Origin of the sequence: Liquorilactobacillus uvarum DSM 19971, from assembly GCF_001434935.1 — a bacterium.
Classification (GTDB): Bacteria; Bacillota; Bacilli; order Lactobacillales; family Lactobacillaceae; genus Liquorilactobacillus; species Liquorilactobacillus uvarum.
Genome location: NZ_AZEG01000036.1, coordinates 1 through 14374, shown reverse-complemented (window position 1 = coordinate 14374; position 14374 = coordinate 1). Strand labels below are relative to the sequence as shown.

Sequence of the window (14374 nt, the reverse complement as noted above, 5' to 3'; positions counted from 1 at the left end):
ACCAAAGATTTTTCCAAACCGGCCTTTATTATGGAGACTTATGTCACAGCCTCTTATTTTAGCTTATTTAAATTTAAAAAACAATTAAATGAGCACAGAGGCGGTTTTTCGGTATTAGTTTTACTTGCTATGATCAAAAGTATTTTCGAATCTCCGTGCAAATTACAGATTCTAAAATTTAAATTGATAATATTTCTTAGAAACCAGAATCATAGTTTAATAAGGGATTTGCTGTTTTTAAGTTCGATAATTAACAATTTCTTGCAAAAATATATTGCACGATAATGTTTTTTTAATTTTGCATATTACTTGCTCTTTAAATAAAATTTTTATATAGTTTCTTGTAAGGTATATCGTATTGAAACCGAATTCAAAGTCCTTATTGCTGTTTGTTTTATTATCTTATTTTTCAAGAATTGAAAAGAGGTAAATTATGATATCAATATCCGACATTTTGCAACAACAATATAACTCAATTCAAGTAGAACTGATCCGCTGCCGTAGTAATCCTTATGATGCTGTTCGTATCCATGATCTGAGAGTAGCTATTCGGACGTTGCGCGGACTAATCAAATTTTTGAAAAAAAAGTTACCGCAAACTGCTTGTGAAGATATCGATAAAAATCTAAGTAAAGCTGCAAAAATTTTGGGCCCTCTAAGGGAACTTGATGTGTTGATTGCTAAATCTGGTGAATTTGCCTATAATCACCCTGAAGAAAACACTAATTATCGTCAAATTTTTAAAAATTTTCATATCAAACGTGACGAAGAATTGCAAAAATTTTTAGTAAGTTCAATACAGCAATCCCTGATCACATATCTTATTCACGTTAAAACTCAACTAGATGCTTTAGACTTCAACAAAAAAATAGATTGGTCCAAATATCTTTCACGAGAATTGGACCGCCGAAAAGTAAAACTGATGAGACTTTATGCTGATTTAGATTTCAAAAATTACACTCTAGTTCATCAAATACGAAAAAAGGCCAAAACTTTACGCTATTCAACAACCTATTTTGCAAAGTTCCTTTCTAAAAATGATAAGAAAGTCAGTAAAAAAGCTAGAAAGATCCAAAGTATCTGTGGAAAAATTACGGATGCGCATGTTAACTATGACTTACTGCATCACCTTGCAGAGCAAGCCGAGAATAAGCATGCAAAAGAAACTTTATTACGCATTGCTCAAGCTCAACGGAAAATATACATTTCAGAAGAAACTAATTGACTTAGAAGCTTAAACCTTGTGCTGATTCAAGTGATAAAAAAGGGTTCTACCTTCCAAAAGATAGAACCCTTTTTGCTATTTATTCTAAACAACTCTCGCAATTTAATGATACTGTGAATTTTTCAGCTCCTACCATTCAAAGATATTACAACTCAGCAATATATAGTACTTAGGCTTTTTGATGATAGTAAGAAAATTTTTGTATAATCCAATTAAGAGGCTTATCCAGCAGCATCTACTATTTCTTTTTCGTTACTATGAGAAATATTACGTAAGAAAGCAGTGAAAAACAGCCAAATAGAATAAATGGCAGCTGGGAATTCAATTGATATAACCATGACCCTAACAATGGTGAAACAATTCCTGCAATTCCTTGTATCATTGCAACTGTACCAGCAACGGCTCCCTGTTGATCTTCGGAAACTGCTAACGAACACCCAGCAGAAAGTGAACTAATACCCAATCCAGCTCCAGCTCCAATCAGAATATAGCTAACAAAAATTAAATAATACAAATTGGTCAAAGCTGTCAGTAGCATACCAACAATAATCAATGGTATTCCGACAACCATCATTTTTTTTGCAGTCCATTGCAGTACTTTCATCTGTAAAACTTGAACAGCCATTAGTGCAATTCCTAAAATAAAAAACAATAACGAAGCAGTTTGAGCGCTTTGAGTGACAGTCTGCCCAAAATTATCATGTAAAAACAAGGAGGTTATCAATTGCAGAACAACCACTATAAACATAACCGAACAGCCAGCTAGCAGCCAGCCAAACAATTCAATTGAAAAGAAACCACTAGTTTTGTTTTTAGGCAATTCCTCAAACTTATTTTTATTCTCCGCTACACTTGCTGCCTGACGACGCGGTAAAATAACTACCATTATAACTGAAAAGGCCAATAAAACAACAATTGTCAAATAAAAAGGTGTATATAAATTCCCAATTGTCGAAACAGCTCCTCCAATCATCGGCCCTAAAACCATTGCTAATCCGGTAGCAAAGCCTAATGATGCCATGTCTTTTGCACGATCCTGCGGTGCAGATATATCTGCCATATAAGCACTTGCTGCTGTTGGTGTTGTAGTCATGAATATCCCCAGCAAAAATCTTGTGCCTATCAACCCGTAAATCAATAAACTAACCGACTTATTTGTCGAAATGGATAACTGAAAGAGAAAAATGTAGAGTATAAAGAATAATCCCATTCCTAACATTCCGGTAACAATTACTCTCCGGCGCCCCCATCGATCACTAATTTTACCCCATAGTGGGGCAAATAATAACATTGCAAATGCTCCACAAGAAATCATAATACCGATTTGACTTGGTATTAAATGGGCTTTGGTTGATATTGCTGATAAAACAGGCATAGTAATGTATATTCCTAAATATGATACCAGCGTCGAAACAAAAAGTTTGTTCTTCATCGTTAATTCCTCTCATGTTGAAATTTTTAGCATAAGTTCAGATTACATAGCGTTTCGCGTTCTCACCACTCCAAATAAACAAATAGACTCCAAAGAGATATATCAACTGCACATAATACCTATTTCCAACATACAGATCTGCTTTAGTACGGACACCAAATTTTAAATTAGTTTACCTTTTAAATAGTTTCGTTGCATTTTACCCAGTTTTTTTATGCCTTACTCCATAAAAAAACAGAAAATATCACATAATGCGCCAAAATTTAAACACTACCACCAAGTTAAGAACACAGCATGTTTCAATGCTATGCGCAATTCAGAATGAGACAGAATCAATAAAGGAACCAAGCCAAAATTAACTTTTGACCTAGTTCCTTTTTAGCCTTGTATTATGCTAATTAGTGTATTTCATCAAATTATACTAGACTTAATTTTCAATGTAATACTAATGATGATGTCGATAATATTTTCTAAAATCGGTTGGCGTCAGTTTTTTTTCTTTTTTAAACATGACACTAAATTTACTGGGATTAGTATAACCTACTTCATTGGCAATTCTTGAAACATAAAAATTTGTATTTTTCAACATCTGGCAGGCGGCCTTTACCCTTTGTTTTTTTATATAAGCATGGATCGACATTCCATAAAAATCACGATATTCATTTTTCATCGCAGTCGCAGAAATTTCGAACATTTTTGTTAATGTCTCTAAAGTGATGTTCTTTGCAAAGTTCTCATCTATATACTGCCTTATCCGCCGAATCTTATTTATCATGCTTATAGAGAAAATTTCTTTGGGCAAAGTTTTTTCTGCAACTTTTTCTGAGGATAAATATAGTAATAGTTCAGCAATCTTAAGTCTAAGATACGGGAGTGAACTTTTTAATTCTTCTGAACGTAGATCTTCAAAAAAGCGTTCAAGAAAAATAGTTTTCAAAAAAACATACTTTTTATTACCACAATAATTTTTGATAATTGCAGCAACATCGAATGTTCCACCAGTCATATATTCGAGATCATTTCTTTCTTTGATATCTGAATCAATCAGAATAGTGATTCCACAATATCGCTGAGATGGAAATGAATATTTTTTGTTCTGTACTTCCCTACGGTCGATTTTTAAAAAACCGGGTTCAAAAAAAACATTTTTTTTATGCATAACATCATAATCTACCTGACCACTATAGCAATAATCTAATCTCAGACTGTCCTTGGCAGTTCTTAAAGGAGATGTAAATTTTTCAAAATTATATTGATGAAAGAAAACCGAAACACCTTCAAAAACTTCGATATAGTTTGTTTTAATCATATCGTCCTTGCTGATAATTTCTAATGTTTTCATTTTTTCATGATCGTTTTTCTTCCAACCAATCTTAGATCGCATTTGTTTTCCTTCTCCCTCTAATGCCTAAGTTTCTCATAGCTGCCAATTTTTTGCCTTTTCTTTGATATTGACAAAATCACGATAAATGCCAGGTTCTGCCATCAATTCACGATGGTTGCCCTTTTGAACAATCCTTCCTGCATCCATTACAAGAATTTGATCAGCATTTTGAATCGTAGATAAGCGATGGGCAATCGTTATAATAGTCTTGTTAAAAACGAGTGATGCAATCGCTTGCTGTAAAATCCATTCATTTTCAGGATCAACACTTGCCATTGCCTCATCCAAAATAATAATAGGAGCATCCTTTAAGATAGCTCTAGCAATTGATAACCTTTGTTTCTGCCCTCCTGACAATGAATTTCCACCTTCATCCAAAACGGTGTCATACTTTTGAGGAAGCTGCATAATAAAATCATGACAGCAAGCTTTTTTACTAGCACGCAAAACTTCTGCCATATCTGCATCAGTTTTGCCAAAAAGAATATTATTCTTAATGGTGTCATGAAATAAGTATGGTTTTTGAAAAACAATACTGATGTTCTTTATCAAACTGCTATAGGAAAATTCTCTTACATCATGACCACCGACTAAAACTTCCCCTTCATCACAATCATAAAAACGTGCAATCAACTTGCAAAGAGTACTTTTGCCACTCCCAGAAGGCCCAATAATTGCAGTTGTCTTATTTTCAGGAATAACAACCGAGACATCATGCAAAACTTTTTCTTTTTCATATCCAAAGCCAACTTTTTTGAATTCTACTCCGTATTGATTGATCTTTAGATCAGCTCCAGCCATATCTATTAATGGCATTTTATCCAATTGTTTCAAATGATGCAAATTATCATCTATTGCTCCTAAAATATGTGTAGCATCTGGCATTTCTTTAATACTGTTAAATAAAACATACGAAAAAAATACCAGCGTCACAAAAAAGTTCAAGCTTAATTGATTATCTTGCTGGTTGCAAACACATATCAGTATAGTAACAACTGTTGCTGAATCCAAGAGAAGCAGAAGCACACTGTTAATTGAAACAAACTTAGCTTGAATTTTCAGGCGAATGCGTTTGCTTTGCCCGAAAACTGACCTTAGTCCATCTAAAACTGTACTCTCTAGACCATATGTTTTGGCAACATTAATTCCCCTAATAAATTCAACAACATTATTGGCCATCTTCGTTTGAATATGATTGGCTATATCAGAATTCTGCCTACTCTTTTTATTTATCTGTTCTATGATTAATGTACCCAATAAACCTACAATAAAGATCACTACCCCAGCTCGCCAATCAATAGCCAGCATAAAAAGACATAAAACAACAAAATTGATATATCCATTGATGATTACATCGATCATTTTCGTGCTTTGCAATTCCAACATTGACAGCTCAGTTGTAACTGCATTCAAAAGACTGCCAACATTGTTCTCACTAAAATACCCCATAGATGTCTTCTTTAACTTCTCAGCTATTTCTAACCGCATATCCGCCGCAATCTGGAATCCTATGCTTTCCTGAGATTTTGCTTTCAAATACAGGAATAAAAACCGTAGTCCACAGCAAAGAGCTAGAGCAATAAATAGGATAAAAACTGGTTTGAAATGTGCAAAATTGTTATTATTTATATTTTTATAAGCAAAAATAACAGCTTTAGAGGCTAACCAAAAGGGCAGTGCTGCGAGCATAGAAGCAACAAATGAGTAAAAGAAACCCACGTATATTTGCCTTTTGTACCCTTTACTCCACTGCATAATATCTTTGATAGTGCTAAACATACTCTTTCCCTCCTAATTCGAAATATGCCATTCCTCTGTCCGAGTATATGAATCCCACAATCGTTGATACACTGGACAATTTTTCAGCAAGTCTGCATGTTCTCCGGTATCTACGACACTACCGTTATCTAAAACTACTATTTGATCAGCCTTCATGACCGTACTCAACCGATGTGCAACCATGATAACCGTTTTATTCTTGGCCAACTGCCGCAGTGATTCTTGAATCCGTTGTTCATTTTCTGGATCAATACTGGCTGTTGGTTCATCAAGGATAATAATAGGTGCATCTTTTAAAATTGCCCGGGCAATAGAAATTCGTTGCTGCTGTCCTCCCGATAACTGTCCATTTCCAAAAGATATGTCAGTTTTCATACCTTGTGGCAATTCTTCAATAAAATCTAGACAGCTGGCAGTTCTTGCCGCATTGATCACTTCTTGTGGGGTCGCATCTGGTTTCCCCATTTTTATATTCTCTTCTATCGTACCTTTAAATAGGAAACTGTCCTGCGTAACATAACTAATTGTCTGGTTCAATTGCAATTGTGTCAAATCTTTTAATGCAACCCCACCCAACATGATTTTGCCGCTCTGAACATCCCAAAATCTATTCAGCAACTGCAAAAGCGTTGACTTTCCACTTCCAGAAGCACCAACAATTGCACAAAAAGTGTTGCTTGGGATTTCTATATTGATGTTAGAAAGAACTCGTTCATTTTTTTTATAACCAAAATTAACATCGATAACATTCAAACTGCTATCAGTAAGTTCTCGAATCTCTTTTTCTTCAAAATCAAGAATTGGCAGTTCTAAAAATTTTTGCGTGTTGAGAACACTTTGCTTCATTGCATTAAAATCATTAGTGAAAAGTGACAGTTTATTCAGCGGCCCACTTAATCCAATTGCTAATAGAAGCCCTAGCAAAAGTTGATTCAGATTCAGTGCATGATCTAAATACAACCAGATTCCCACAGGCAAAGTCCCCAACAAAGTAAACGGAAGCAGCGAAAAAATCATATTTTGTGTCTTCCACGCAGTCTGCAGCCAATTCAGCGTATATTCCTTAAAGCCTATGATTGCATCTGAAAATTTTTTAAATGATACGCCTGTTTGATTAAACGTTTTAATAACTTCAATTCCTTCGATATACTCAACCATAACGTTATTTACTTGACTATTAGCCTGCATATAATCTTGATATTTTTGATCAAAATCTTTCATTAGAAAAAATAATGGAATGCTTGCTAGTGGAATAGTTATTAGGGCTGCAAGAGCCAGCCTAACATCAATCACAGTTAGATAAATAACTGTTACTACAACTACACATATATTAGCGGACAATTCGGGAATCATATGTGCTAATGGAATCTCGACCTTTTCAGTGCGATCTAGAATAGTATCTTTGATTGTCCCCGATGAAAAATGTTTGACGACACCGAGAGAAGTCCTCATCAATCTATCTGTAATTGCATTTCTTAGATCATTCAAAATGTTATACGCCGCATGGTGTGAAAGTGTGGTAGAAATAAAGTGAAAAATAGTTTTTAATACAAATGCAGCCAACATAAGTACTAAAAGGGTCATAATTCCATACTGACTGCTCTCTTTTTCAATAATATCGGTCATTAACCTTGATCCAACTACATACGGAACAATTCCAGAAAAAACACTTAAAACTGAGAAAAAGATCGACCAAATAAATAGAGTTTTGTGACCACTTGTGAAACGAAACAGTGTTCTTAACCAATTCTCTTTCATAAACTTCTCTCCTAACTAAAAGCTTCTCTTAGATTAATCTTTTCCTTTTTAATTCTTGATCCAAAAAGACAAAGATAATCCAATTAGACATTTTTATTAGGAACTGTGATACTGGTAAAAAAGCGATTGTTTTATTGTATTCTCTGCTCAAAGGACAAATAACCTCCAAAACATTGTGACACGACCATCATTGATGAATTTTATAACACATTAATCAATTAAAAACCTGGCTTATACTTCAATAAATGGCATAAACCAGCTTAAACATTTTCTAGATAATACTTTTTTAAATAAAAACCAATTCTAATGGTGGCTTTAATGAAAGAAATGCAGTAAATTAATTAGAAAGGAGTGACTCAAACGCTTATGCTGCTAACATTTATTTTTCTAATCATTGCTGGTATCGTTGCTGGACTGCTTGCTTCCATTGCAGGTTTAGCTTCTTTGGTTTCTTATCCTGCACTTTTAATTGTTGGGTTGCCACCAGTAATTGCCAATATCACAAACACGACAGCACTTATTTTCTCAGGAATCGGCTCAACGTTTTCTTCATTAAAGGAACTTCAAGGTCACTGGAAAGAATTACTAATTTACACACTACTATCCTTAATTGGAAGTATTGGTGGAAGTATCCTTTTACTTGCTGCTCCTGCTTCCTCTTTTGAAAAAGTTGTACCCTTTTTTATCTTTTTCGCCGGGATACTTTTGTTTATATCCGGTCGAAAAAACGCTGGCCCCACTGCAAAACTGAAAAAAGCTTCTACAAAAACTAAAAACAAGTGGTGGCTTTCTTTGTTCAGTTTGCTTGGAATTTGTCTTGTTGGCGCCTATACCGGTTATTTTGGTGCCGCTGGAGGAGTGATCTTTCTTGCAATTCTTTCTATTATTACAAGCCACGATTTTGCTACCGTAAATGCAATGAAAAACACAATCGCCTTCGCAGGTAATTTAGTTGCTGCAATTATTTTCGTTTTTAAATCGCATATTGATTGGATGTTTGTTGCTCCACTGGGATTTGGTTTGCTTATAGGTGGTTATTTAGGCCCGATTATTGTTCGTCACGTTAACATTCACCTATTAAGAGCACTTATTTCTTTAGCTGCTTTTGGTTTAAGTATTTACTTATTCATAACAGCTTATTTTTTCAGTTGAATTAACCCTTTTATTTTGAAAGTGTACAAATAATCGTTAGATTTTAAATATTAGCTGTGAATCGTAATTGTAATCTGGGGTTAAACATTGAAATTCATGTCTAAAACATAAAACTACGAGCCTAGGGTTTTTATTTGTTATGTTCATGGATTCATAGTTGGACAAAAAATTTTAACTCATGGGACAAACAGGACATTTATACGAAACCAATAAGGGAGCTGAATCAAAAATTAAATTTTGATCCAGCTCCCTTATTTTATCCAAAAACTATTTTGACAGCTTCTAAAGCAAGCGATACAAATCTGCAGCACGAACACTGCGGACACTTTCTGTAACAATCAAAGCTTGTGGATCAGCATCCCTGATTACAGGGATAATATGAGCCATTTCTTTGGGTGTGCAGATAAAATAAATAATTGGTCGATCTGATTTGCTGTAAAATCCAGCGGCCTGCACCACTGTAACTCCTTGCCCCAAATTGTCAGAAATTGACTGGGCAATATCCTCATACTGATTTGAAATAACTTGCAGTACTCGCTTAGCTCCAAATCTAGCCAACGATAAATTAGTGATTTTAGCAGATATATATAGTCCTAGAACCGTTAACAGCATCTTTTCAAATCCGATAATAAACATTGAAGGAATAGCAACAGCTAAGTCAAAAAATAGTGTTGCCGAACCTACTGGGGTTCCAAAATATTTATTGAAAATTCTTCCTAACACAGTACTGCCAGCAATCGATCCCCCAGCATTAAGAATCAAGCTCATCGAAATTCCTGTAAGAACTCCACCAAAAATAGTTGGAATGATAGTCTGATTCGTGTGATAAACATAAAATACTGGAATTCTTAAAAAAATGGATAACCATACTACTGCCCACAAAGACCGAATAATAGTTTTTCGATCTAAAAATCTGAGACCAACCAACAATAATAACCCATTTAAAACAAAGTTGGTAAGGTATGTTGGAATTTTAAGTGTGTAATAAGCTATGGTAGTAAGGCCTGTAACTCCACCTTCGCCCAGCATAGTCGGAATTAAAAAATAATTAATAGCAATAGCATATATTAGAGATCCTAGTGCAATATAGAATAAATCCCTGTAGCGTTTTATAAGCAATTTCCTCCTCAAACATACTTCGGACACATCTTTGACGTCGTATATGCATCGTATCTTATAATATATCATATTCAGCCTGGACATTTTTGAATAATTTATGTCTAAATGATATAGAATGAACAATGACAGCAAAATAATTATTTATGCACAACTCTTTTCAAAAAATAATTTACAATTTATCATGCATGCTGACATCAGCTTATTACTTTATGGAGGTATAAAAATGAAAACAATCCTAGCCATTCACACTGGCGGAACTATCTCAATGTCTCAAAATGAGAATGGTGAAGTTGTTCCTAACAATGAAAATCCTATTGCTAAAGAACAGGTCATCCTAAAGGGCCAGATCAATTTAATTACAGATAATCTTTTTAATCTTCCCTCACCGCATATTACTCCGCAAATAATGCTTGCACTTAAGCAACGAATTATGAAGGCCATTACTAATGGAGTTGATGGTGTCGTCATTACCCATGGGACAGATACTTTGGAAGAAACAGCATATTTTCTTGACCTTACCCTGCCTAATACAATTCCAGTTGTTTTGACGGGTGCTATGCGCTCTTCAAATGAAGTTGGTTCAGATGGGTTGTATAATTTTCAAAATGCAATTTCAATTGCTGCTGCGCGTGAATCTTATGGTAAAGGTGTTTTAGTAGCGATGAATGATGAAATTCATACAGCTCGTTTTGTCACCAAAACACATACCACTAATGTGGATACTTTTCGAACTCCTACATTTGGTCCGATTGGAATTGTTACCCAGCATAAAGCAAAATATTTTCAAGAATTAATTCAAACCGAAGTTTGCGATATTAATCATGTAGTTGAAGGCGTTTATCTTTTGAAAGCCTATGCTGGAATGGATGGCGAACTTTTCTCCGCTCTAGATAATGAAAAAACAAATGGACTTGTCATTGAAGGTCTCGGCGCGGGAAATGTTCCGCCTCAAACATTAGCAGCTATTCAGCAATTACTGGACCATCATGTTCCAATTGTCTTAGTATCACGCTGCTATAATGGTGTTGCCCAAAAAATCTACGATTATACTGGTGGCGGAATTCAGCTTGAGAAAATGGGACTGATTCTGTGCCAAGGATTGAACGGTCAAAAAGCACGGATCAAACTGCTTGTAGCTCTCAGCAACAACAAAAAAGATGCAGAGCTGCGTCGATTTGTCAGCAATGCTGTCTCCTAATTTCTATAGTCTCACTATTCGCTCTTGCTCTTTTTTTAGAAAATCGATTCAGTCATCAAAAACAATTAAAACTGTATTTTTGAAAATTGCTCCATTTTTTCATCTAATACAACATCGAAAAGCAATTCAAAATCAGGCTCAGATTTCTGTAAAGAAACCTGGGCCTGATTTTTTAATTTATTTAATTTTTAACCTTCATTATTGAAAAGCATATAGCGTCAAATAATCAACATCGTAATTTTTTTATTTCTGTCTAAAAACACGTATTTTCTGCTGCTTTGGTACCTAATCACCTGGTTCTCTTAACCACGGTTTATCACTTACCTCATTTTCAGTCAAAATGCGGTGCATGGTGCTTTGAGCCTGCGGAACAAACATCTTTGGTTCTGGATTTACAGGTACAAATTGCAAGTCCAACGTTTCGGTCCCATCTTTTTGGATAAAACCACCAACTTTTTTAACTTCAAACCCAATACCAACGGTCTCTTGTGCGTCACCCCAGGAATTTTTTTTCGTAATATTGGTCGATATTCCCAAGACACGTATGACTTCAACATCAAGATTGGTTTCTTCTTTAAATTCACGTATAACTGCTTGCGTAGGTGAATCACCATATTCCAAATATCCACCAGGAAATCCCCAACCTACATCAGAATCCCAACGTTTTTCTAATAAAATCGCATCATGGGTCTCATTCCACAGGACCCCGTAGGCTGTTACAAATATCATACCCTCGTGTCCAACTTTTTCTCGCATTCTAGCTATATAATTTTTATTCATTTTTTCTCTTTCCTTTTAATTTTTTGCGGGATAGACAGGAGAAAACCTGACTTACCTCGTCTAATTTATTGCCAAATGTGTAGCCACATTCAAATTTAGCAACTCAAGCATGTATGTACCTTTTTAAAATATTCTAATTGTGCATGTATTGGCAATTTTGTTCACGCTGCTATCTAGTTTGTCACTCTCTTTACTATTATTTTCTTATTATTGCTCGCAAACTATTGTCCATCTTTCCGAGTACACACCATGGAATTTTACTCAATATGTATTATATCAGATATTAAGCAACATAAAACTTAATAATTAGATGCACCTAAATTAAGAATCAATTAAAGCACACAGTATTTTTTAGGGGGAAGTTTACAGCAATGTAAATGGCAATTGGACTTTGGTTCAATCAAAGATAATACTCACAAATTTTACACTGATTGATTGTTAAAAGAAATATTAATTTTGAAAATTTAGACCAAACATCCAACTTTTTTATTCTATCTTTAAGAACTCTTTTAGAATATTATTACCTGTTTCTAAAGAATCAATGATGAAAATTACAGCGCAGGTAATTTATGTTACCCTTAAATATGTATTGTTTAAAATTTAAGGAGTGTGTAATTTATTAAGAAAGAACAAGAAAAAATAAGTTTGTTTAATCTTGTAATGCTTGGTTTAGGTTCATTGATTGGTTCTGGCTGGCTGTTTGGCTCTTGGGAAGCTGCCAAAGTTGCTGGTCCTGCGGCGATACTTTCATGGGTCGTTGGGGCAGCTGTAATAGGCATAATTGCTTATAACTACATCGAACTTGGAACAATGCTGCCTGAATCCGGCGGAATGAGCAAATATGCTCAATATACTCACGGATCTTTGCTTGGCTTCATCGCTTCTTGGGCCAATTGGATATCACTAGTTACCATCATCCCAATTGAAGCAGTTGCCGCTGTCCAATACATGGGAACTTGGCCTTGGAAGTGGGCCCATTTTACTTCACAATTTGTCGAGCATGGGACTATTACTTCGACTGGATTACTAATGGTTTTTGCTTTCATCATCATTTTCACCTTGTTCAACTACTGGTCTGTCTCACTTTTAACAAGGTTCACTAGCCTTATCTCCGTCTTTAAAGTTGGAATACCTTTACTAACAATTATCATGCTGGGCCTATCAAGTTTTTATCCAGGAAACTTTGGTACCAGTCTCTCCTCGTTTATGCCTTACGGTTCTGCAGCAATTTTCAAAGCAACCACCGTTTCGGGAATCATCTTTTCCTTTAATGCCTTTCAAACGGTTATTAACTTAGGCAGCGAGATACAAAAACCGCGTAAAAATATCAGAAGAGGTATCATCTTATCTCTTTTAATAAGCAGTATAATCTATATTCTTCTTCAGGCAACTTTCATCACTTCCATTAGCCCACATATGATTGCAGAACATGGCTGGAGCGGCATCAATTTTGAGTCTCCTTTTGCAGATTTGGCTATCCTTTTGGGTATTCATTGGCTTTCTGTCCTTCTTTACATGGATGCCTTTGTTTCTCCTTTTGGAACAGGTGTATCTTTTGTTGCATCAACAGGACGTGCACTTGCTGCCATGGTTGACAACAAACATTTGCCTAAAATTTTAGGAAAAGTCAATCATAAATTTGGAATTCCGCGCATCGCTATTGTAACTAATTCTATTATCAGCATGCTGATGGTTTCCGTCTTTCGTTCATGGGGAACACTTGCTAGTGTCGTTTCAACAGCAACTTTAATTGCATATTTGACTGGACCGGTTACTGTCATTTCTTTTCGTAAAATGGCACCTAATTTTACACGGCCTGTTAGAAATTCTAGACTTAGATTTATGGCACCCTTTGCCTTCACCTTATCTTCACTAGCAATTTATTGGGCCATGTGGCCGACAACATTTGAGGTAATCCTTATTATTCTACTTGGTCTACCGCTCTACCTCTACTATGAGTTAAAAAATGATTGGACTAGAACCAAAAAACAGTTTTTCAGCAGTTTATGGATGATTTTCTATCTCGTATTCCTAACTATTATTTCATACGTCGGTAGTAAGGAGTTCAACGGTCTGGGCTTAATAAAGTATCCTTATGATTTTATCATAATAATCTTTGTTTCACTTGGGTTTTATTATTGGGGAACAGAAAGCCGCTTATTTACGAAGTACTTCAAGCAAGCTCAAAGAGTCAACGACAAAGTTATTAAACCGTCAAAAACAGAATAGTTGCAAGTATACGAACAGTAACGGAGGCAATGTTGCTATCTTCATATATCTAATAAATGCATATATTTTTAATTAAATAAAAAAGGAAGTCTACTTTGATGTTAGTTTGATCACTTTCATCTAAAGAAGACTTTCTTTTTATTTCAAGTAAAAATTGTATCTATACCTCATTATTCCAGTTCTTTATCTAATCTAAGTATCGTGTTAAGTAATACATTTCCTGCAATTTCAATGTCTTCTATTCGTGAATATTCTTCCTTACAGTGGCTTTTGCCATCTATGCTCTTCACGAACAACATTCCTGATCGGCCAATCCTA

10 protein-coding genes are annotated in these 14374 nt (G+C 35.0%); 4 read left to right on the top strand and 6 right to left on the bottom strand.

Annotated features, from left to right (window positions below):
* The first annotated feature begins 433 nt into the window (after positions 1–433).
* Entirely contained in the window at positions 434–1225 is a 792-nt protein-coding gene (locus tag FD20_RS10920) for a CHAD domain-containing protein (protein ID WP_057738532.1), read from the top strand.
* 238 nt (positions 1226–1463) lie between these two features.
* Here FD20_RS10920 and FD20_RS10915 read toward each other — a convergent pair whose 3' ends face one another.
* From FD20_RS10915 to FD20_RS10900, 4 genes are all read right to left on the bottom strand, one after another.
* Positions 1464–2657: an MFS transporter gene (locus FD20_RS10915; protein ID WP_057738531.1), complete on the bottom strand. Its 1194-nt coding sequence runs from the start codon at positions 2655–2657 to the stop codon at positions 1464–1466.
* A 445-nt stretch (positions 2658–3102) separates the two neighbouring features.
* Positions 3103–4041, bottom strand: coding sequence for a helix-turn-helix domain-containing protein (locus tag FD20_RS10910; RefSeq protein ID WP_057738530.1), 939 nt, complete (start codon positions 4039–4041; stop codon positions 3103–3105).
* Between the two features lie 33 nt (positions 4042–4074).
* Entirely contained in the window at positions 4075–5820 is a 1746-nt protein-coding gene (locus FD20_RS10905; protein ID WP_057738528.1) for an ABC transporter ATP-binding protein, read from the bottom strand.
* Between the two features lie 12 nt (positions 5821–5832).
* Positions 5833–7578, bottom strand: coding sequence for an ABC transporter ATP-binding protein (locus FD20_RS10900; protein WP_057738527.1), 1746 nt, complete (start codon positions 7576–7578; stop codon positions 5833–5835).
* A gap of 366 nt (positions 7579–7944) precedes the next feature.
* Here FD20_RS10900 and FD20_RS10895 point away from each other — a divergent pair, with 366 nt between their 5' ends.
* Complete coding sequence (locus FD20_RS10895; RefSeq protein WP_057738526.1) at positions 7945–8730, top strand: sulfite exporter TauE/SafE family protein; 786 nt, start codon at positions 7945–7947, stop codon at positions 8728–8730.
* Positions 8731–9012: 282 nt separating this feature from the next.
* Here the strand turns inward: FD20_RS10895 and FD20_RS10890 are convergent, their stop codons facing one another.
* Positions 9013–9849 carry a YitT family protein gene (locus FD20_RS10890; RefSeq protein ID WP_057738525.1) on the bottom strand — a complete coding sequence of 279 codons (837 nt, stop codon included), beginning with the start codon at positions 9847–9849 and terminating at the stop codon, positions 9013–9015.
* A 223-nt stretch (positions 9850–10072) separates the two neighbouring features.
* Between FD20_RS10890 and FD20_RS10885 the strand changes: the two genes are divergently transcribed.
* A complete protein-coding gene (locus FD20_RS10885) occupies positions 10073–11047 on the top strand; it encodes an asparaginase (RefSeq protein WP_057738524.1) in 975 nt (324 codons plus the stop codon).
* Positions 11048–11332: 285 nt separating this feature from the next.
* Here FD20_RS10885 and FD20_RS10880 read toward each other — a convergent pair whose 3' ends face one another.
* Positions 11333–11827 carry an NUDIX domain-containing protein gene (locus FD20_RS10880; RefSeq protein WP_057738523.1) on the bottom strand — a complete coding sequence of 165 codons (495 nt, stop codon included), beginning with the start codon at positions 11825–11827 and terminating at the stop codon, positions 11333–11335.
* A gap of 618 nt (positions 11828–12445) precedes the next feature.
* On the opposite strand from FD20_RS10880, the gene FD20_RS10875 reads away from it, so the two are divergent.
* Complete coding sequence (locus FD20_RS10875; protein WP_083489132.1) at positions 12446–14056, top strand: APC family permease; 1611 nt, start codon at positions 12446–12448, stop codon at positions 14054–14056.
* Positions 14057–14374: the final 318 nt, after the last annotated feature.